This is a genomic window from Spiroplasma endosymbiont of Apeira syringaria (assembly GCF_964020205.1).
GTDB classification, from domain to species: Bacteria; Bacillota_I; Bacilli_A; order Mycoplasmatales; family VBWQ01; genus Spiroplasma_E; species Spiroplasma_E ixodetis_A.
This window is the reverse complement of sequence record NZ_OZ026543.1, coordinates 1,166,724-1,188,014: the sequence shown is the minus strand read 5'-3', so window position 1 is coordinate 1,188,014 and position 21,291 is coordinate 1,166,724. Positions and strand designations below refer to the sequence as shown.

26 protein-coding genes and 1 tRNA gene are annotated in these 21,291 nt (G+C 23.7%); 19 read left to right on the top strand and 8 right to left on the bottom strand.

The genetic code is table 4. The features are described from left to right. Window positions 1–40: 40 nt before the first annotated feature. The 6 genes from cls to AACL02_RS07280 all read left to right on the top strand — a co-directional run bounded on the left by cls (window position 41) and on the right by AACL02_RS07280 (window position 6,425). The gene (cls, locus tag AACL02_RS07305) at window positions 41–1,564 is read left to right on the top strand and encodes a cardiolipin synthase (protein ID WP_339040518.1); all 1,524 of its coding nucleotides are present in this window, start codon (window positions 41–43) and stop codon (window positions 1,562–1,564) included. Window positions 1,565–1,614: 50 nt separating this feature from the next. Then, window positions 1,615–2,316 carry an acetyltransferase gene (locus AACL02_RS07300; protein ID WP_339040516.1) on the top strand — a complete coding sequence of 234 codons (702 nt, stop codon included), beginning with the start codon at window positions 1,615–1,617 and terminating at the stop codon, window positions 2,314–2,316. Between the two features lie 14 nt (window positions 2,317–2,330). Next, window positions 2,331–4,115, top strand: a complete 1,785-nt coding sequence (locus tag AACL02_RS07295; protein WP_339040514.1) for a hypothetical protein — start codon at window positions 2,331–2,333, stop codon at window positions 4,113–4,115. Window positions 4,116–4,121: 6 nt separating this feature from the next. Beyond that, window positions 4,122–5,573: a proline--tRNA ligase gene (proS, locus tag AACL02_RS07290; RefSeq protein WP_339040513.1), complete on the top strand. Its 1,452-nt coding sequence runs from the start codon at window positions 4,122–4,124 to the stop codon at window positions 5,571–5,573. 75 nt (window positions 5,574–5,648) lie between these two features. Then, window positions 5,649–6,005, top strand: coding sequence for an MG284/MPN403 family protein (locus tag AACL02_RS07285; protein ID WP_339040511.1), 357 nt, complete (start codon window positions 5,649–5,651; stop codon window positions 6,003–6,005). Between the two features lie 63 nt (window positions 6,006–6,068). Further along, window positions 6,069–6,425 carry a hypothetical protein gene (locus tag AACL02_RS07280; RefSeq protein ID WP_339040509.1) on the top strand — a complete coding sequence of 119 codons (357 nt, stop codon included), beginning with the start codon at window positions 6,069–6,071 and terminating at the stop codon, window positions 6,423–6,425. On the opposite strand, the gene AACL02_RS07275 is transcribed toward AACL02_RS07280, so the two are convergent. Then, window positions 6,412–7,529 (bottom strand): IS3 family transposase gene (locus tag AACL02_RS07275; RefSeq protein ID WP_422397812.1). Its coding sequence is split into 2 segments (ribosomal slippage): window positions 6,412–7,259 and window positions 7,259–7,529, totalling 1,119 coding nucleotides; the frame shifts between segments, so codons are not numbered across the junction. The genes AACL02_RS07280 and AACL02_RS07275 overlap by 14 nt on opposite strands. Before the next feature lie 308 nt (window positions 7,530–7,837). Between AACL02_RS07275 and AACL02_RS07270 the strand changes: the two genes are divergently transcribed. From AACL02_RS07270 to AACL02_RS07250, 5 genes are all read left to right on the top strand, one after another. Further along, window positions 7,838–8,617, top strand: a complete 780-nt coding sequence (locus tag AACL02_RS07270) for a hypothetical protein (RefSeq protein ID WP_339040505.1) — start codon at window positions 7,838–7,840, stop codon at window positions 8,615–8,617. Between the two features lie 115 nt (window positions 8,618–8,732). Beyond that, on the top strand, window positions 8,733–9,092 hold the full coding sequence (locus AACL02_RS07265; protein ID WP_339040503.1) for a hypothetical protein: 360 nt from the start codon (window positions 8,733–8,735) through the stop codon (window positions 9,090–9,092). 60 nt (window positions 9,093–9,152) lie between these two features. Then, a complete protein-coding gene (locus AACL02_RS07260; protein WP_339040501.1) occupies window positions 9,153–9,407 on the top strand; it encodes an acyl carrier protein in 255 nt (84 codons plus the stop codon). Between the two features lie 25 nt (window positions 9,408–9,432). Continuing rightward, the gene (locus AACL02_RS07255) at window positions 9,433–9,903 is read left to right on the top strand and encodes a Fur family transcriptional regulator (protein ID WP_339040499.1); all 471 of its coding nucleotides are present in this window, start codon (window positions 9,433–9,435) and stop codon (window positions 9,901–9,903) included. Between the two features lie 49 nt (window positions 9,904–9,952). Beyond that, a tRNA-Trp gene (locus tag AACL02_RS07250) sits at window positions 9,953–10,027 on the top strand. Window positions 10,028–10,077: 50 nt separating this feature from the next. On the opposite strand, the gene AACL02_RS07245 is transcribed toward AACL02_RS07250, so the two are convergent. After that, complete coding sequence (locus AACL02_RS07245; protein WP_339040496.1) at window positions 10,078–10,959, bottom strand: DegV family protein; 882 nt, start codon at window positions 10,957–10,959, stop codon at window positions 10,078–10,080. A 635-nt stretch (window positions 10,960–11,594) separates the two neighbouring features. Between AACL02_RS07245 and AACL02_RS07240 the strand changes: the two genes are divergently transcribed. From AACL02_RS07240 to AACL02_RS07230, 3 genes are all read left to right on the top strand, one after another. Beyond that, on the top strand, window positions 11,595–11,849 hold the full coding sequence (locus AACL02_RS07240; RefSeq protein ID WP_339040494.1) for a hypothetical protein: 255 nt from the start codon (window positions 11,595–11,597) through the stop codon (window positions 11,847–11,849). 77 nt (window positions 11,850–11,926) lie between these two features. Beyond that, window positions 11,927–12,361: a hypothetical protein gene (locus tag AACL02_RS07235; protein WP_339040492.1), complete on the top strand. Its 435-nt coding sequence runs from the start codon at window positions 11,927–11,929 to the stop codon at window positions 12,359–12,361. A gap of 29 nt (window positions 12,362–12,390) precedes the next feature. After that, complete coding sequence (locus AACL02_RS07230) at window positions 12,391–12,669, top strand: transposase (RefSeq protein ID WP_339040490.1); 279 nt, start codon at window positions 12,391–12,393, stop codon at window positions 12,667–12,669. A gap of 193 nt (window positions 12,670–12,862) precedes the next feature. Here the strand turns inward: AACL02_RS07230 and AACL02_RS07225 are convergent, their stop codons facing one another. After that, on the bottom strand, window positions 12,863–13,399 hold the full coding sequence (locus tag AACL02_RS07225) for an IS1595 family transposase (RefSeq protein WP_339040488.1): 537 nt from the start codon (window positions 13,397–13,399) through the stop codon (window positions 12,863–12,865). 6 nt (window positions 13,400–13,405) lie between these two features. Then, entirely contained in the window at window positions 13,406–13,684 is a 279-nt protein-coding gene (locus AACL02_RS07220) for a hypothetical protein (protein WP_339040486.1), read from the bottom strand. A gap of 18 nt (window positions 13,685–13,702) precedes the next feature. Here AACL02_RS07220 and AACL02_RS07215 point away from each other — a divergent pair, with 18 nt between their 5' ends. Together AACL02_RS07215 and AACL02_RS07210 are read left to right on the top strand one after the other, a co-directional pair. Further along, window positions 13,703–14,455, top strand: coding sequence for an IS3 family transposase (locus AACL02_RS07215; protein WP_339040484.1), 753 nt, complete (start codon window positions 13,703–13,705; stop codon window positions 14,453–14,455). 53 nt (window positions 14,456–14,508) lie between these two features. Next, window positions 14,509–16,008, top strand: a complete 1,500-nt coding sequence (locus tag AACL02_RS07210) for a hypothetical protein (protein ID WP_339040482.1) — start codon at window positions 14,509–14,511, stop codon at window positions 16,006–16,008. A 27-nt stretch (window positions 16,009–16,035) separates the two neighbouring features. On the opposite strand, the gene AACL02_RS07205 is transcribed toward AACL02_RS07210, so the two are convergent. Both AACL02_RS07205 and AACL02_RS07200 read right to left on the bottom strand, forming a co-directional pair. Then, window positions 16,036–17,153, bottom strand: a protein-coding gene (locus AACL02_RS07205; protein WP_422397811.1) for an IS3 family transposase whose coding sequence is annotated in 2 segments (ribosomal slippage) — window positions 16,036–16,883 and window positions 16,883–17,153 — 1,119 coding nt in all. Because the reading frame shifts where the segments join, the coding sequence is not laid out codon by codon here. A 222-nt stretch (window positions 17,154–17,375) separates the two neighbouring features. Then, on the bottom strand, window positions 17,376–18,230 hold the full coding sequence (locus AACL02_RS07200; protein ID WP_339040478.1) for an IS3 family transposase: 855 nt from the start codon (window positions 18,228–18,230) through the stop codon (window positions 17,376–17,378). Between AACL02_RS07200 and AACL02_RS07195 the strand changes: the two genes are divergently transcribed. Beyond that, complete coding sequence (locus tag AACL02_RS07195; protein ID WP_339040476.1) at window positions 18,176–18,997, top strand: IS1595 family transposase; 822 nt, start codon at window positions 18,176–18,178, stop codon at window positions 18,995–18,997. The two genes, AACL02_RS07200 and AACL02_RS07195, sit on opposite strands and share 55 nt — an antisense overlap. Here the strand turns inward: AACL02_RS07195 and AACL02_RS07190 are convergent. Both AACL02_RS07190 and AACL02_RS07185 read right to left on the bottom strand, forming a co-directional pair. Continuing rightward, window positions 18,983–19,123, bottom strand: a complete 141-nt coding sequence (locus AACL02_RS07190) for a hypothetical protein (protein WP_339040474.1) — start codon at window positions 19,121–19,123, stop codon at window positions 18,983–18,985. The genes AACL02_RS07195 and AACL02_RS07190 overlap by 15 nt on opposite strands. A 41-nt stretch (window positions 19,124–19,164) precedes the next feature. Next, complete coding sequence (locus AACL02_RS07185) at window positions 19,165–19,443, bottom strand: transposase (RefSeq protein WP_339040472.1); 279 nt, start codon at window positions 19,441–19,443, stop codon at window positions 19,165–19,167. Between the two features lie 149 nt (window positions 19,444–19,592). Here AACL02_RS07185 and AACL02_RS07180 point away from each other — a divergent pair, with 149 nt between their 5' ends. After that, the gene (locus tag AACL02_RS07180) at window positions 19,593–19,847 is read left to right on the top strand and encodes a hypothetical protein (RefSeq protein WP_339040470.1); all 255 of its coding nucleotides are present in this window, start codon (window positions 19,593–19,595) and stop codon (window positions 19,845–19,847) included. Window positions 19,848–19,904: 57 nt separating this feature from the next. Continuing rightward, entirely contained in the window at window positions 19,905–21,143 is a 1,239-nt protein-coding gene (locus AACL02_RS07175; protein ID WP_339043554.1) for an IS256 family transposase, read from the top strand. The last annotated feature ends 148 nt before the right edge of the window (window positions 21,144–21,291 follow it).

Here is a 21,291-nt window from a genome sequence, read left to right as displayed (position 1 = left end):
ATATAATTTAATAAAGAACTCTTTATATTAAGGAGAAATCATGCGTAAACGAGTAAACTTACTTTTATCATTAATCTTATATATTGCTTTGATTGCAACAATAGTTTTCGTTATATTTAATTATATTAAATATTCATGAATTATTTTGATGATAATTATTACTTTAACTATTTTAACTGGTATTATTATTTTTATTACCAATCGTATGCAATATGCAAAACTATCATGAATTATGGTTACCTTATGTTTGCCAATCATCGGTATTTTTTTATATTGAACTTTTGGTCGTCCTTATCGTTATCGACGAAAACAAAAAGCTTATTTAAAAACAAATAGTTATTTTTATACCCAAGAAGATTGAACTTTTGCTAATTCAATTTTAGAATCAAAAAAAATAACTTTGAGTGATGATACTTTATCTTTATTTAACTATACAACAAGAATTTCTCATCGACCATTTTATAATAATACTGATGTTCAAATTTTAAATAATGGTCCTAATAAATTTGTTAAATTAATTGAAGATTTAAAACAAGCAAAAAGTTATATTTTTATTAATTATTTTATTCTTGGTGAAGGGGAACTATTAGAAGTAATTATTAATGTTTTAAAAGCAAGGATTGAAGCAGGAGTTAAAGTTTATATGATTTATGATGCTGTTGGTTCATATTTTAGTTTATCTAAATATAAAATATGAAAAATGAAAAAAATGGGAATTATTATTCATAAATTTTCACCAGTTAGATTACCATTTATGACAGGAAATTATAATTTTCGTAATCATCGTAAAGATATCATTATTGATGGGAATATTGGCTATGCTGGTGGAGTTAACTTAGCAGATAACTATATTTATCTTTCTGCAAAGTATGGCTTTTGAAGAGATACCCAAATTAGAATTGTCGGGGAAGCTGTTAAATCAATTGATTTAATATTTAGACAAGATTGGCATTTTATTACTGGTAATATTCTTGATATTAGTGCTGAAAAATCTGAAATAAAAATTAAAAATAATATTATTGTCCAAGTAATTGATGATGGACCGATTACTAAAGAAACAATTCAAAAAGATTTATTTATTAAATTTATTAGTAATGCTAAAAAGCGAGTTTGAATTAGTACTCCTTATTTAATTCCAACTAGCGATTTAATTACTGCATTGCGTAATAGTGCTTATTCTGGTGTTGATGTTAGATTATCATTACCCGGAATTACTGATAAATTTTTATCATTAGATATGTCAAGAACTTATTATGATTCATTGATTGAGTCAGGTGTTAAAATTTATGAATATAATAATGTTTTTAACCATTCTAAGTCTGGTATTTTTGATGATGATATTACTATTATTGGTTCAACTAATCTTGATTATCGTAGTCTTTATTCAGATCATCAAACTTTAGTAATTGTTTATGATAGTAAAACAAATAGTGATTTATCTGCTTCATTTGAAAAAGATTTTATTCATTCTAGTTTAATTATTAGTAATCCACTACTACATCGTAGTTTTGCCTATCGGGGTGTATTTTTATTATTGCTTAGAATTTTAGCACCATTATTTTAAAAAAATTTAGTATAATTAGGTAAATATTAATAATAAGGTGGTCATAATTTATGGGTTGAAGTCGACGAATTAAAAAAATTAAAGAATATTTTAGTGATGAAAATCAACCTAATTTGGATATTTCTAAATTATCAGAAGACAATGAAAAAAAAACTCCTTTTTTTAATAGGTTTAAAAAACAAAAAAAAACTAATAAATCTTCTACTTTAACGAATAATAAAAAGCGCAATAATATTTTTTTAAATTTTAGAAGAAGATCAACTATTCAAATTATTAAACATTTAGAAAATAAAAATATTTTTAACTTATTTTTTTATAATGATGTTAGTAACATTACATTAATATTAGAACAAGGAATTAAACCTTCTTCACAAATTAAATTATTGCCAAAGCAAGAATATATTGTTTGAACTTATTTAGAACATGCTACTTATTTAGAATTAGAGTTAGGTAATTCAACACGTCATTTTTTTTGAAAGTGATGTGCAGAGCAAAATGTTGATGTTAATAAAATAGCTATTATTTCTGTTGATATTCATAAATTATTTCAAAACACTGTTAAAGATTGAGGTTTAAATGTTGATACTAATCGTGTTCAAATATATGAAACAATTCCTGTTGAAGCTATTGATTGAATTTTGGTTAAAGATCGCAAAATGTTTCGTTTAGCTAAATTATATATTGATAATCAAAGACTAAAGTTAAAACTTTTCCAAGGAAATAATGGTAATATTACTTTAGGCTCTGATTAAATGGAGGTAAAATTATGCGTTGATCTGCAATTGTAATTATTGCTTTAATTCCTTTTATGACAATAATAATTATTTTATTTATGCGTTTAAATCATCGTAATAATCAATATTATAATGTTATCCATGGTGATTTGTTAAGTTTAGTTCCATTGAAAATTGATTTAAAAAATGAAATTATTACTTTTTCTGAACGCTTAGAAGTTTTAAATCGTAAAAAAAGAATTTCATTGTTTGTATTTAAATCAATGATGAATCGTAAAACTAAAGTAAAAATTGAAATTTTTATTCAAGATTTATTAGTGAATAAAGTTCCATTTGAGCCGTGTCATTTTTCGGTTTCCTTTCAATTAGGAAGTAAAGTTATTGTTTATGATTTATCAATTGATTATTTTGATAATAATAATAAAGTTTTGTATGGTCAAATGCAAAGTAATATTCGTTATAATCGTTTTGCTATTTCACAAGCAATTATTTTACAACAAAATGAGTTAACAGTGGTAAAGTCAGTTTTTGTGCAAACTATTTTAGATAATTTTAGTCAAAAAAAATATAATAAAAAAATAAATAGTCAATTTGAATATATGATTTTAATAAAAATAAAAAATTATTTAGCATTAGAAAATATTTTAACTGTTAATAATATTGAACGAATGGAGTTATTAATTTCATATTATAGTAAAATAACTTTAGGATTAGATAATACTATTATTTGTAAATATTATGATGGTCAGTTTTTAATTTATTCTAGAAATAAGAAAATAAATTTATATCGATTCCAAAAAAAAATAAATAGTTATATTAAACGTAATTTAGTAGAAAAAAGTAGTTATTTGCAGATTCAAAGTCAAATATTATGTGTTTATGCTTCAGTAAAAACTGATGCTTCAAATGTCTATATATTATATAATAAAATTATTGATAAGAATCAATTAGAAGTAGTACAAAGTAGAGACTTAATTGAAATTAAATTGAAGACAAATGATATTTTAAATTATCCTGATTATAATCATTATTCGCTTCTACAATCAGAGCAAATGGAAAAATTATTAAGTGTTAGTATTAGACCAGTGTATAAAAGTGATAATTCAAATGAGCCAAATTGTTACTATGCTTGATGAAATTTTGTTAAAAACTCTTATTATGTTTCGTTTATTGTTTTGATGCGTAATATTCAAGATTCAGGATTGTGATGAAAAGTAAATGAACCTTTATTTATTCAAACATTTGAAAAATTTGCGAAATTAAAACAAGAAAAAAACCTTATTCTTCCTGTTAGTTTAATTGAGTTACAAGATAAAACTATTTTAACAAAGTTGATTGCTTTCGTTAATAAGAAAAAAAATCTTTTTGAAAATTGTGATTTAATTTTTGATTTTCAAGATATTGGTGAAATTAATAGTTGGAATAAGTATGATTCAATTATTAAAACTATTCGTAGTAATAAAATAAAAATTTCTTTTACTCATGATTTACGTCATATTGATAATTTTAAATTAATTAATCATTTTAAGCCTGATTATGTAGTTTTAACTTCTAATTTATTAGAACAAGTTACTTTTATTTTTAGTAAATATATTGATGTTATTATTTGTTTGCATTATTTAAGAATTTTAGGTATTAAAAATATTTTAGCTCGTGGTATTATTAATGTTCCTGAAATTATTGTTTTAAAAGGATTAAAGGTTGACTATTTACTAGGAAAAGTATTAGAATCAGAACAAGCAAATAAAGTGCTAGATGCTTTAAATTATCCAAATTATTGGAAATGACATAAAAGTCAATCAACGAAAGGTGAATAGATCATTATGAATAATGCAAAGAATAAAAATATTACAGCAAGAGAGATTGATTTTGCCAAATGATATACTGATGTTATTAAGCAAGCAGAACTTTGTGATTATGGTGCAGAAAATGGTTCGGCAGCCGGTACCATTATTTTTCGTCCTCGCGGATATGCAATTTGAGAAAATATTCAACATTTATTAAATCAAAAATTTAAAATTTTAAATATTGAAAATGTAATGTTACCACTTTTAATTAGTCAAAAAGCATTTCAAGTTGAAAAAGATCATATTGAGGGTTTTGCACCAGAATGTGCAACTGTAACTAAAGTTGGAAATAATCAATTATCAGAGGAACTAATTATTCGTCCTACTTCAGAAGTTTTATTTTGTCGTCATTTTTCAAAAATAATTAGTTCATATAAACAATTACCATTATTATATAATCAATGATGCAATGTTGTTAGATGAGAAAAAAATACAAAACCATTCTTAAGAACTAGTGAATTTTTATGACAAGAAGGACATACAATGCATAATAACGATGAAGAAGCAAAAAACTTTACATTAAAAATGATTAAGTTGTATGCTGATTTTGTTGAACAACAATTAGCAATTAAAGTTATTGTTGGTGCAAAAACAATTCACGAACGTTTTGCTGGGGCAAAAATGACATATACAATTGAAACTATGATGCAAGATGGACAAGCATTACAAGCCGGTACTAGTCATTATTTTGGCCAAGAGTTCACAAAGGTATTTAATATTAAATTTAGCAATAAAGACAATAAACAAGAATTAGGATATCAAACATCATGAGGTGTATCGACAAGATTAATTGGTGCTTTAATTATGGCACATAGCGATGATCTAGGTTTAGTATTGCCATCTACAATTGCACCGCATCAGATTATGCTTTTAAATTTATCACCTAAAAGTGATAAAGTTAAAATAACTGTTGAAAGAATATTTAAAATTTTAAGTTCTCATTTCCGAGTATTAATAAATGAAGATAATAAAAGTTTTTCTTATAAGAAAAGTGAAAGTCAAATTAAAGGTATTCCAATTACTATTGCAATTGGTGAGCAAGAAATTGAAAACCAAGTAATTAAATTAATTTTACGTCATAATTTAGATACTATTGATGTTGAAATTAATAATGAAAAATTATTAGTAACAACTATTATTAATCAATTAAATAAATTAAATAAAGATTTATTTAATAGTTCACAAAAAAAATTAAATACAAGTTTAAAAGAATTAACAGATTTTAATGAATATCATAAATTAGTTAAAATTCATAAAGGTTTCTTTATTGTACCTTTTTGTGATCAAATAAAGTGTGAAGAAGAAATTAAAAGTTTAACTGCTACAACATCACGTTGTATTCCTTTAGAACCGTATAAAAAACCAAGTAATTGTTTTAAGTGTCAAACTCCTAATAGTGTCTGAACTTATTTTGCAAGATCATATTAAAATTAGTAAGTTAAATAGAAATAAAATAGAGGAAAAATAATTATTTGTTTTTAAATTATTATTGAGGTGATAATAATGAAAGAACAAATAAGTGCTGATAAGCAACTAATTGCTGCTATTTTTGTTAAATATGAACAAGCAAAATTAACATTAGCAAATAATAATTTTAAAGAAAATTATGTTTTGAAAGAGGATAGTGTTCACTATGCTAATAAGATAGTGATAAATAAGGATTTAAAAAAATATGAAAAACATGTGCAAATTGTTGATACAGTTTTAGCATTATTACCAAAAAATGAATATAGTTATATTATTAGAACGTTCTTAGTTAAATCAAATAAAAATTGATGAAAAAAATATTATCATATCAAAGAATATGAAAAATTAGAAAAAACGGCTATTAAGCGTTTTTTATACTTATATTTAATTTAAGGATATAAAATGAATATTAATAGCATTGATTTATTGAATTCGCGTAGTTTTTTAGAACAAAAGATGAATTTAACAAGTGATGTAAAAAACAGCCCCATTTATGAAAAAGAATTATTTTTAATTCCAAGATTTACAGTGGTTGGCTTTCCGATCCAAACTTTGCAAAAAAGCAGTTATTATTATATTGAACTTCAAATTGTAGAAGCATATAGTTATGATTTTGATATTAACAAAGAACCAAGTGAAGGATTACTTGACGATGTAACGTTTCAATATGATTTGAATTATAGTAGTATTAAGCAAGCAAGTGGACAACTTGTGATATCTAAATCAATTAAGTGAGTATTTCTTACTTCTTCATATTTAGAATTACTTGAAAATAATGGAATGGCAACCCTTTTTAGGACTATTTTTTGGTAGACATTTGTTTTTGATAATTAACTGGAGTTAAGTAGTTTAAAGTGCCGTGAATTCTTATTTTGTTATATCAATTGATGTAATCAAATAATTCTAATTTTAATTGGATTAATGATGTAAAATTTTTATCATTAATAAATTCGGTTTTGAAAGTTTTAAAGGTTGCTTCAGCAACAGCGTTATCATAAGGACAACCTTTTTTGCTTAAAGAGCGATTAATATTGAATGCTAGTAAAAGTTTATCAATAATTTTATTATTAAATTCATTACCGCGATCACTATGAAATATTTGAATATCTTTTAAACAGCGATTTGAGTGCATAAATGCTTGATATACTAATGATGCATCTTTTTTAGTACCTACACTATGTCCAATTATTTCGCGGTTAAATAGGTCAATTAATAAACAAATATAGTTTCACTTACCATTTACTTGAACATAAGTTAAATCACTAACAATAACTTCATTTTTAACTCTATTATTAAAGTTTCTATTAACAAGATTGGTTATTTGACTATCATTGACTTTATTATGATAATTTTTGAATGATAATTTAGTGTATTTTGATATTAAATTATGTTTATTCATAATTTCTTTAATTTTTCGTCTTGATAAATAAATTTCTTGGTTTTCTAGAATGACTTTTAATCTTCTAGTACCATAAACTTCTTTATTTTTTTTAAAAGCACTAATAACAGCTTGTTCATAAATATTATTTTGAATTTTATTTTTTTTCTTTAAATTAAAATAATATGTTGATTTAGAGAGTTTTAAAAAATGACACATTGTGCGAATTTTATATTTAGATTTATTATTTGCAATAATCTCTACTTTCTGCCTATTATTAGTGCTGCTTGCTTTAAAATATCATTTTCCATTCTTAATTGTTTTAATTCTTTTCTTAATTTAATTAATTCATTTTCTTCAACAGAACGATTATCTTTAGTTTTAAAACTACCTGAATTAGTAAATTGCTTAATTCAATTGTAAGTAGCTGCTCTTGTAACATTATATTCTTTAACAAGGCAAGATACTGATTTGCCACTTTGATATAAAGCTACTATTTGTTTTTTAAATTCATCGGTATATGAGTTAATATTGGCCATAATTATAGTTCCTTTCTTTGTTAACTTGTCTATGTAATTAGTGTCCAATAAAGTGTAACCCATCCAATAATAAACTTGGTCCATATGCTGATATTTCTTTTTTGCATATGGTTATGAAAACTTATAAGATAATTTTACCAGCAGTAGCAATTAAAAAAGATAATGTAAATATTTTAAATTATAGTTTTAATTGTAAAAAACCTAGTAATTTAAAGGAAATTCGTCATATTAATAATAAACATAATTATGGATTACTTAGTTTTTATTTTAATAGTAATCCACAGTATCAATTACAAATTAAACCAAAAATGTTTATTACAACAAATTTTAATTTAGAAATTAAAAATCCCATTATTTTAACGACAAATTTCTCTGATAAAGGATTTTATCATATTTTTTCTAAAACGATTATGAAGAACATGATAGTTGGTGGAAAATCAAGATTAGATGAGGTTTTTAAGTTTTCTGGTAATAATATTAATACTGCAAATATAGTGCCAATAAAAATAAAACGTTATCTAGTATCGCATTTTCCAAAAGTAAAAGATTGATATAATGATAAAGAAACAATATTACGTAAAATATTAATATTTAATAATAATTTTGATTTACAACAAAATACATCATTAAATATTAATGAAAATCTATCAAAATTTTATCAAAATAATAAAATACCAGCTTTTTTATTACGTAATAAAAAAAATATTGATGAATATTATTTAGAATTTTATAGCACTATTTATAATAGCATTGTAAATAAAATAGTATTGAATGATGAAATAGGAAAAAATCAATTTGACTTACCAAGATTTGAAGATTTTCACTTTAATATAAATATTCCATTTTATTTTCAAACCTTTTTTAAATATGATATTAATTTAAAATTTATTGAAGAAAGTAGTGAACCAATTATTGGTGGTCCATATCATTCTATTTTTATTAAAAAATTAATAAGAAATAATAGTGAAAATTGAGTGGCAGCTACTAATTTTAGTTTAACTTACAATGAAATATTAAAATTTTATAGTAGTGATAACTTTAGTTTTATTGATTATAAGTATTTAATACATAGTCAAATAAATGTATAAAATGTTTATACGTAAGTTACAAATTAGCATTTTAATTATTACTATCACTATTACATTAAGTATTATATTATTTTTTATTATCAAAAATTTTTCAACTAATAAAAATTTAAATGAAATGGTAAAAGAATATGATGTAGAATTAGAGACCGTAGATGATAAAAAAGAAAATTTAAATCCAGAGATAGTTGTAGAAGCTATTGATATTAAAAAATTAAATGAAAGTATTACAATTATTTTAGATAAAAATAGTACTATCTTAGCAAATCAGTCACAGATTATATATAAAATACAATTTAATCAAGATTTATTTCAATACATATTTTTAAAGTTAATTATTAAAACATTTCCACAATGAAAAATTAATAATTTTATTTTTCATTTTAATATTTTAAATAATTCTGTATGAGTTGAATATAATACTAATTTAAAAATAGATTATTTAGAATGATATTTTAAAATAACAAATAAAATTTAATGCTCTATGTTATACTAAGTATAACTATTAATAAAAATGATTTAAATTAGGAGTGAATTTATGAATATTTTAAGTGAAATTCATCAAATTGTTAAAGAGGATTATCCAGAGATTAAAGAAAAAATTACACCGAAAACTAAATTTAAAGATGTAAAAATTGACTCTCTTGGATTAGTAATGATTGTTCTTAAATTAGAAGAAGAGCATCATGTAAAAATTGATGATAATAAATTACTGGATTTGCAAACAAAAACAGTTCAAGATTTAATAAATGAAATTGAGAGATTAGAATCAGCAGAAAATAAAAAAAAGTAATATTATATTTTATCAGGAGATTAGTATGAATAAAAATTTTGAAAATATTATCCAAAAGTTGAAAGATAAAGACTATCGTTTAACTGATGTTCGTAAAGCAGTTATTAAAGTATTAACGCTTAAGCAACATGTTAGTATTAATGATATTATTAGTTTTTTAACAAAAGAAGGTAATGATAATATTAATATTATGAGTATTTATAATACTATTGATTTATTAATGACAGAACATATTATTCATGCTAATGTTTTTGAAGGAAAACAAATAATTTATGAACTATCAGAAAATACCGTTCATATTATTTGTAATTTTTGTAATAAAATTATTCATGCCTCTTTCGAAGATAAACAACAAATTTCACCATTACAAGAAGAAAAACTTGAAAAATTAGCGATTAAAAATAATTTTTATTTTTCACATTATAAGTTAGAAATTCATGGAATTTGTGATAAATGTGAATTAAAAATAAAAAAATGAAATTTTAATTGAACTTAAAACTTCTTTCGCGTAAAATTGAACATGTACTATTTAAATTAAATATTTTAGGGGTGTAGTTCAATGGTAGAACATCGGCCTTCAGATCCGAGTGTTGTGGGTTCGAGTCCTGCCACCCCTGCCATTATTAAAAAACACTTTTAAATGTTTCTCATAAAAGTGAATTTTTTATTATTATAATTTTGGTAATTTATCTTTATCTAAATTAAAAGCAACAAAACTGAAGGTTCCAATTCCTGTATGAGCACAAATTACATTTGCTAAATTAATAGTTTTGACGTTTTTAATGCCATAATCTTTAACAAATTTTGCAACTTTTTCTATTTCTTTTGCCTCAGCAAAAGCATGAATAATGTAAAAAAGAGTAATACTTTCTATTTTTTTATTTTTATTAATTTCTTTAAGAGTATTTTTAATAGCTTTATCTCATGTTCTTGTTTTATCAAATTTATCAATGGTTCCGTCAAAAAATAAAATTGGAGTTATTTTTAACATAGTAGCTAAGGCTGCTGCTGATTTTGAAATTCTACCACCACGAACTAAATAATTTAAATCATAAGGTAAAATAAATGCTATATAGTTATCTCTTATTAATTTTAGTGCTTCTATAATATCATTAACATTATTTTTTTCGTTAAGTGACATTTGATATGCTTTTTTAACTAATAGTCAGTTAATAACTGAAACACCATTACTATCAAAAACAAAAACTTTATCTTTAAAATTAGATTCTTTTGATAACATAGTAGAAGTGTTATATTGACCTGATAACCCTTTTGATAAAGGAATAAAAATAATATTTTCAAATTTAGTTAAAACATCTTCTCAAATTATACTCATTTGACCAAGTGGTGTTTGCGAAGTTTTGGCAGATTGTTTTTCATGAACTATTCTATTATAGAATTCTTCATCCTTTAGAATGTTAGGGTCATCAGTAATAGTTGTATCATCACTAAAAGTGATTAATAATGGACAAAATCCAATATTCATTTCTTTTAAATCTTTAATTGAAAATCCTGAAGAGGAATCAGCAACAATACCAATTTTTTTTTTCAATTTTCTCACCCTAACTATAATATTTTTTACTTATTTATTAAATTATAACATATATTTTTTACTTAAAAATGGACTTTCATCGTTGAAAGATATATAAAATAGTTAATATGTTGTTTTTGGAATAATTTATTATTGTTTCTTAGATTTTTTACCAGAACATTAATTTTAAAAAAACTGAATGTATTCTAAAAACAATTGGTTATATAATTAACACTAGTTTTGACATGAAAGGATTTTATTAATAAATTAAATATTTTTTCAAAATTAAAAATTATTAATGACGGAAAAAAATAATTAAATATCTAACAAAATATATTAAACCAAAACTATCATCATATTACTTTTTAAAAATCAAGAAAAATTTATTAAAAAAGTTAAAAAATAAAACTCATTAAGTAATAAAAATAAAAAAATCCAAATAAATGAATGACTAGTTAAAAACTCAAATCAATATTGAAATGTTGATGAAAATATTAATGATATAAATCAATATGTTGTGTTTTTTCTAATTATCAAAGAATATATTTTAAATTTCTAAAACCCCGATATTTTTATATCAAATCTGTTTTATTTCATAAATCATATAAAATGATTACACTATGAAAAATTTAAAGATTTAAAGAGAGGGTTATATTATGAAAAAGAAAATTATTAAAACAATCATTGCATCAACTGCATTAACTAGTGGTATTCCTGCTGAAAGTGGTACTTTAACTAAAATAGAAACTGAAATAGAAAATGAATTAGAAGAAAAAGATGAAAGAGTAAATTCTACAAAAAAAAGAGTTAAAAGGCAAACTCCACCAAGTTTACAAAAAACAATGACAACAATTAATATTGGTCAAATTGAATCGAATGATAAACAACATATTATTCAAAGATTAAGATAAATTAATCATCCAATTTTATCTAGAGAAGATTTTTAGAAAATATTGAATTTGAAAACATTACAAATATTAATGCAACAGTGCATGCTGGTATTAACATTTACGATCAAAATCACGCAAGAAATATTCCAAAAAATTTAAATTTTACTATTAACTTTACACCTCAAAGATTAACATTATCAAGTATTCTTATTAGAACTGAGTTAGGAGAATTGTTAGATAATGCACCATTAACAATAATAGAGAGACTAAATTTTTTAAATCCCGATTTGCATTTACGTTATCCTATTTTTACAAATAGACATCCTATAGGCATAAATAATTTTCAAATTTTATCAGAAAATGTTTATGATTTTCAACAGAATAATCCTCATATTGTTTTTGATAGTGATTTAAATGTAACTTTTACTATTAATGAACAAAGCGTAAGATTATCAACTTTACTTAGAAATACTAATTTAGGACAAATTAGACGTAATGGATGGGTTACACTTTATTGGACACTAATTACATAGACAAGTGAACAAAGAAAGGAACTATAATTATGGCCAATATTAACTCATATACCGATGAATTTAAAAAACAAATAGTAGCTTTATATCAAAGTGGCAAATCAGTATCTTGCCTTGTTAAAGAATATAATGTTACAAGAGCAGCTACTTACAATTGAATTAAGCAATTTACTAATTCAGGTAGTTTTAAAACTAAAGATAATCGTTCTGTTGAAGAAAATGAATTAATTAAATTAAGAAAAGAATTAAAACAATTAAGAATGGAAAATGATATTTTAAAGCAAGCAGCACTAATAATAGGCAGAAAGTAGAGATTATTGCAAATAATAAATCTAAATATAAAATTCGCACAATGTGTCATTTTTTAAAACTCTCTAAATCAACATATTATTTTAATTTAAATAAAAAAAATAAAATTCAAAGGCTTTTCTCCCTTTATGTACTATTTTAATTTTATCACATAAATGCTGAGAAAAGCCTATCTACGGACTTCTCCCCACATTTTTAAATCAAACATAGAATTACAGTTTCAAAACTAGGTATCTTGTTGAATTTATATGCAGCTTCTTTAGCATATAAATGAACATGATGTTTTGCAACTTTGATATGTGTTTTAAATGTTATTCTTATATGTTTTCAAACTGATTCAATTTGGTTGGTATTTACACCAATTTTTGAAACATAGCCATCTTGATGGTTAACTGTTTCATGCTTAGTGAAAACTGATTTAAAATCGCAATATCCTTTTCAAGAATCAGTATATACAAGACATTTTGAAGAAATGTGGTTTTTTGCAAACTGCAAAAGATTTTTACTCTTTGCGTTTTTCAATACTTTCACAATTAAATTATTGGTTGTTTTTTGATAAATGCCAACAATCAAGGTTTTATTCACCAAGGATCTTCCTTGTTTTTTAAAACCCATATGTGAAAGATACATTTCATCAATTTGCACTGTACCTTCAACAATAAATTGATGTTTTTGTTTTGCAATACGTGTTCTGATTTTATGAGTCATTCTTCAAGCAGTTTTCAAAGTCACTCCCAATTATTTTGCAATATCTGTTGATGGAATTCCATGTTTGGTGTTTATTCATCTAAAGATAAGATAAAACCAAGATGTTAAAGATGTTTGTGACCTTGAAAATATGGTGCCTGTGAGAATGCTAAATGTTTGATTACATTTTAAACATCTCATTCTTTTTAAATCAGAAGTATTCAAATTAAAATTAAAACACCTAATACATTTGTTTTCTTTCAAATTTGCTATATATGCAAGACATTGCTGTTCAGTTTGAAAAGCATTGTTGAATTCATTCAGTTTCATTATTCCCTCCACAAGTACATGTGGGGAGAAGTCCGAATTCAAAATAATATTTATGAACAAGCTGTTATTAGTGCTTTTAAAAAAAATAAAGAAGTTTATGGTACTAGAAGATTAAAAGTCATTCTAGAAAACCAAGAAATTTATTTATCAAGACGAAAAATTAAAGAAATTATGAATAAACATAATTTAATATCAAAATACACTAAATTATCATTCAAAAATTATCATAATAAAGTCAATGATAGTCAAATAACCAATCTTGTTAATAGAAAATTTAATAATAGAGTTAAAAATGAAGTTATTGTTAGTGATTTAACTTATGTTCAAGTAAATGGTAAGTGAAACTATATTTGTTTATTAATTGACCTATTTAACCGCGAAATAATTGGACATAGTGTAGTTACTAAAAAAGATGCATCATTAGTATATCAAGCATTTATGCACTCAAATCGCTGTTTAAAAGATATTCAAATATTTCATAGTGATCGCGGTAATGAATTTAATAATAAAATTATTGATAAACTTTTACTAGCATTCAATATTAATCGCTCTTTAAGCAAAAAAGGTTGTCCTTATGATAACGATGTTGCTGAAGCAACCTTTAAAACTTTCAAAACCGAATTTATTAATGATAAAAATTTTACATCATTAATCCAATTAAAATTAGAATTATTTGATTACATCAATTGATATAACAACATAAGAATTCACGGCACTTTAAACTACTTAACTCCAGTTAATTATCAAAAACAAATGTCTACCAAAAAATAGTCCTAAAAAGGGTTGCCATTCCATAATGATCCGAGTATTATTATGGAGAGATTATGAGAATTAAATCCTTATTTAGTTTTTCATTTCGATTTTGCGGCTGGTATAGACTTCTCTCCATTTTATTTGGTAATATAAAAGTAAATGGTGAAATTGATGGATTAAAAGTATCACCAAATTTATTAATTGCTCATGATAACCAATTATTTCCATTATATGCTTTACCAATCCAAACTCAACCAAAAGTTAATATTTTACAACAATGATTTAGTGACCAAATTTTAGAGTGAAATATTGCTAAAAATTTCATTAATCAAAATTCTATTTTAGAATATTTAGATATTGGTGAAATTATACCTAATCCACCAGCACAAGAATTTAAACATGTTAAAAAAATTGAGTTTAAAAATGTTGAAACTATAACTACTAATGAAGACAAACAAATAGATAATATTCAAAAAGAACAATATTTTGTGTTTTCCAAAGAAAATAAATGTGATTATATATGATCATATTATGATTTTGATAGTGGATTTGATAAAGTTGGAGTAGCAACAAGTAAAACAACTGGTGTAATAGTTTCACAAAGTAGAAAAATACAAGCACATTGAAGAATTAATAATATTGATAGTGTATTATTAACTTATGATAAGATTAAACCACTTACAACATTAGGAAAATTATTAATGGATATGCTAAGTTATACTTATAATTATCAAAGAAATTTTGATGGAATATCATTTCAAACTGACCCAACTAAAATGAATGATATGGATAGATTAAAAGCAAAGTTTGAAAACCAAAAACCACATGATGTTATTACTAATTTATTTGAACAATGAAAATTAGATAATCCTGATTTTGTTAATCATCCAAAAATAAAAATTTTTAAACAAATAATAATGATGTTATCAAATTATATGCTTTCTTACTTATCAATTAATAAGGGATTAGATGATGATTATAAATTATTATTACCTTATTACTTTGAATTAAAAACTAAACATACAAGAACATCAAGTGATAAAATTTGAGAATTTAAAAATGTCTATGTTATTTTAAAATCTGAATATTTTGATTTTACAGAACCAAATAATGTGAATATAAAAAACAAAAATATTAGTCAAAATGAATGATTTAAATTAAGTAATAATCAATTTAATTGACTATCATTAACCAATGAATTAGAAAATAATAATATACCTTCATTATTACCACAAGATATGAGTTTAAATAATGGTGAATATGGAAAGTATATGGTTAAAAGTATAATTAATAATGTTTTAGAATTATTAAAATTATTTAATAGTCAAAAACAATATTTTTCAAGTTGAGATTGATTTAATTTTGTTCAAAAAAATTATTTTAACAATAAAGTTAAATTTAATATAGAAAAAGAAATTTCTAATTTATATAAACTAGAAATTTCTGGAATTTTTGCTAATGGTAACTATGATTTAATTTTAGAAACTAATAATAAAAATATAGAAATTAATAATCTTAAATTATTTAGTTCAAATGATGAAACATTATCTTATATTAATATTGAAATTTAATCTTTGGAATGGCAACCCTTTTTAGGACTATTTTTTGGTAGACATTTGTTTTTGATAATTAACTGGAGTTAAGTAGTTTAAAGTGCCGTGAATTCTTATGTTGTTATATCAATTGATGTAATCAAATAATTCTAATTTTAATTGGATTAATGATGTAAAATTTTTATCATTAATAAATTCGGTTTTGAAAGTTTTAAAGGTTGCTTCAGCAACAGCGTTATCATAAGGACAACCTTTTTTGCTTAAAGAGCGATTAATATTGAATGCTAGTAAAAGTTTATCAATAATTTTATTATTAAATTCATTACCGCGATCACTATGAAATATTTGAATATCTTTTAAACAGCGATTTGAGTGCATAAATGCTTGATATACTAATGATGCATCTTTTTTAGTACCTACACTATGTCCAATTATTTCGCGGTTAAATAGGTCAATTAATAAACAAATATAGTTTCACTTACCATTTACTTGAACATAAGTTAAATCACTAACAATAACTTCATTTTTAACTCTATTATTAAAGTTTCTATTAACAAGATTGGTTATTTGACTATCATTGACTTTATTATGATAATTTTTGAATGATAATTTAGTGTATTTTGATATTAAATTATGTTTATTCATAATTTCTTTAATTTTTCGTCTTGATAAATAAATTTCTTGGTTTTCTAGAATGACTTTTAATCTTCTAGTACCATAAACTTCTTTATTTTTTTTAAAAGCACTAATAACAGCTTTTTCATAAATATTATTTTGAATTTTATTTTTTTTCTTTAAATTAAAATAATATGTTGATTTAGAGATTTTTAAAAAATGACACATTGTGCGAATTTTATATTTAGATTTATTATTTGCAATAATCTCTACTTTCTGCCTATTATTAGTGCTGCTTGCTTTAAAATATCATTTTCCATTCTTAATTGTTTTAATTCTTTTCTTAATTTAATTAATTCATTTTCTTCAACAGAACGATTATCTTTAGTTTTAAAACTACCTGAATTAGTAAATTGCTTAATTCAATTGTAAGTAGCTGCTCTTGTAACATTATATTCTTTAACAAGGCAAGATACTGATTTGCCACTTTGATATAAAGCTACTATTTGTTTTTTAAATTCATAGGTATATGAGTTAATATTGGCCATAATTATAGTTCCTTTCTTTGTTCACTTGTCTATGTAATTAGTGTCCAATAAAGTGTAACCCATCCATATCTTTAGATGAATAAACACCAAACATGGAATTCCATCAACAGATATTGCAAAAGAATTGGGAGTGACTTTGAAAACTGCTTGAATAATGACTCATAAAATCAGAACACGTATTGCAAAACAAAAACCTCAATGGAATGGCAACCTTTTTTAGGACTATTTTTTGGTAGACATTTGTTTTTGATAATTAACTGGAGTTAAGTAGTTTAAAGTGCTGTGAATTCTTATGTTGTTATATCAATTGATGTAATCAAATAATTCTAATTTTAATTGGATTAATGATGTAAAATTTTTATCATTAATAAATTCGGTTTTGAAAGTTTTAAAGGTTGCTTCAGCAACAGCGTTATCATAAGGACAACCTTTTTTGCTTAAAGAGCGATTAATATTGAATGCTAGTAAAAGTTTATCAATAATTTTATTATTAAATTCATTACCGCGATCACTATGAAATATTTGAATATCTTTTAAACAGCGATTTGAGTGCATAAATGCTTGATATACTAATGATGCATCTTTTTTAGTACCTACACTATGTCCAATTATTTCGCGGTTAAATAGGTCAATTAATAAACAAATATAGTTTCACTTACCATTTACTTGAACATAAGTTAAATCACTAACAATAACTTCATTTTTAACTCTATTATTAAAGTTTCTATCAACAAGATTGTTTATTGGACTATCGTTAACTTTGTTATTATGATTTTTGTATGATAATTTAGTGTATTTTGATATTAAATTATGTTTATTCATAATTTCTTTAATTTTTCGTCTTGATAAATAAATTTCTTGGTTTTCTAGAATGACTTTTAATCTTCTAGTACCATAAACTTCTTTATTTTCTTTAAAAGCACTAATAACAGCTTCATCATAAATATTATTTTTGATTTTATTTTCTTTTTTCTTTAAATTAAAATACGGACTTCTCCCCACATGTACTTGTGGAGGGAATAATGAAACTGAATGAATTCAACAATGCTTTTCAAACTGAACAGCAATGTCTTGCATATATAGCAAATTTGAAAGAAAACAAATGTATTAGGTGTTTTAATTTTAATTTGAATACTTCTGATTTAAAAAGAATGAGATGTTTAAAATGTAATCAAACATTTAGCATTCTCACAGGCACCATATTTTCAAGGTCACAAACATCTTTAACATCTTGGTTTTATCTTATCTTTAGATGAATAAACACCAAACATGGAATTCCATCAACAGATATTGCAAAAGAATTGGGAGTGACTTTGAAAACTGCTTGAAGAATGAATCATAAAATCAGAACACGTATTGCAAAACAAAAACCTCAATTTATTGTTGAAAGTACAGTGCAAATTGATGAAATGTATCTTTCACATATGGGTTTTAAAAAACAAGGAAGATCCTTGGTGAATAAAACCTTGATTGTTGGCATTTATCAAAAAACAACCAATAATTTAATTGTGAAAGTATTGAAAAACGCAAAGAGTAAAAATCTTTTGCAGTTTGCAAAAAACCACATTTCTTCAAAATGTCTTGTATATACTGATTCTTGAAAAGGATATTGCGATTTTAAATCAGTTTTCACTAAGCATGAAACAGTTAACCATCAAGATGGCTATGTTTCAAAAATTGGTGTAAATACCAACCAAATTGAATCAGTTTGAAAACATATAAGAAGAACATTTAAAACACATATCAAAGTTGCAAAACATCATGTTCATTTATATGCTAAAGAAGCTGCATATAAATTCAACAAGATACCTAGTTTTGAAACTGTAATGCTATGTTTGATTTAAAAATGTGGGGAGAAGTCCGTAGATAGGCTTTTCTCAGCATTTATGTGATAAAATTAAAATAGTACATAAAGGGAGAAAAGCCTTAAAATAATATGTTGATTTAGAGATTTTTAAAAAATGACACATTGTGCGAATTTTATATTTAACTTTATTTTTGACAATAATTTCTATTTTCTGCCTATTATTAGTGCTGCTTGCTTTAAAATATCATTTTCCATTCTTAATTTTTTTAATTCTTTTCTTAATTTAATTAATTCATTTTCTTCAACAGAACGATTATCTTTAGTTTTAAAACTACCTGAATTAGTAAATTGCTTAATTCAATTGTAAGTAGCTGCTCTTGTAACATTATATTCTTTAGCAAGGCAAGATACTGATTTGCCACTTTGATATAAAGCTACTATTTGTTTTTTAAATTCATCGGTATATGAGTTAATATTGGCCATAATTATAGTTCCTTTCTTTGTTCACTTGTCTACGTAATTAGTGTCCAATAAAGTGTAACCCATCCATATTATATATAAATATTGATGATGGACATAGAAAATTTAAGTTTAATGAAAAACACAATACTAAAAATTGTAAAAAATGTTCTATGAGATTAATAGTATTTTGTACTGGTAAAAAGAAAAATGGAAAATTAATTAATAAAAGAGCTGCATGTCAAATAAGAGTATCAAAAACAGAAATTGGTGCTGAAAAAACTGCAAAATTAATTGAAAAATATGGTAATTTATTTTTTGAAAATTTTGACCAAGCAAATTTAATAGTTTGTGGAGATAGTGCAAAATGAATTAGAAAAAATGCTAAAATGGAAATGTTTAGTAATCTGTGTAACTTACAAAAATAACTATGTTTAATTAATTCTAGTAAATATAATTAAATGACTAGAAAGAGTGAGTTACAGATGGCTAAAAAAGATAACTTTAATAATAATGATCCAATATCAAAAGCAGTAGATTTATTACTAGAAAATACTGAAGATTTAACAACAGTTTTTAAACCTGGCGGTTTATATAAAGAATTAACAAAAAGATTAGTTGAAAAAATGTTGAATTCTGAAATGCAAAATTATTTAGGATATGAAAAAAATCAACATACTACTACTGAAAATGCTCGTAATGGTACAAGTTCAAAAAAATTAATAACTCAACAAGGTAAAATTGAAATTGATGTACCAAGAGATCGCAATAGTAATTTTACTCCTGTAATAGTTCCTAAAAGGCAAAGAAGATTTGATGGTTTTGATCAACAAGTTCTTTCCTTGTATGCAAAAGGAATGACATTATCTGACATTAGAATGCAGTTGCAAGAGTTATATCATGGTGCTGATATTAGTGAAAGTGTTATTAGTCAAATTACTGATGATGTTATTGATGATGTTAAAGCATGACAAAATCGACCATTAGAAAGTATTTATCCTATTGTTTATTTTGATTGTATAGTAGTTAAAGTACGACAAGATAAACGGATTATTAACAAATCAGTTTATATAGCATTAGGAGTTGATTTAGAAGGCAAAAAAGATGTTTTAGGATTATGAATTAGTGAAAATGAAGGTTCTAAGTTTTGATTATCTAATTTCACAGAAATGAAAAATCGTGGCTTAAATGATATTCTTATTGCTTGTAGTGATAATTTAACAGGCATGTCAGAAGCAATACAATCAGTTTATCCTAAAACAGAACATCAATTATGCATTGTTCATCAAATTAGAAATAGTTTAAAATATGTTTCATACAAACATCGAAAAGGTCTAGTTGCAGATTTAAAACCAATTTATAGTGCATGTAGTGAAGAACAAGCAATGCAAGCTTTAGAATCGTTTGAAAGTAAATGAAATAAACAATATCCTCAAATTACTAAATCTTGATATAAAAATTGAGATAATTTAATGGTTTTTATTAGTTATCCAGTAGAAATCAAAAGAGTGATTTATACTACAAATGCTATTGAATCTGTTAATAGTCAATTACGAAAAATCATCAGAAATAAAAAAGTTTTTCCTAATGATATGGCAGTTTTCAAAATATTTTATTTGGCAATTGAAAATATAACAAAAAAATGAACATTGCCTATTCAAAATTGAAATACAGCAATTGCTCATTTTATGATAAAATTTGAAGACAGAATTAATCTAAATTAGTAACTTTGTAAAACAAAGATACACAGATTATTAAAAAGCCTCGCTAAAATTTTAAATGCTAAATTTATTTTAGATAAATTTCATGCTTTTCATGTTTTATTTCTTGGTATAATGGCTGGAAGAAGAAAAAATAAAATTGCTAAATTAC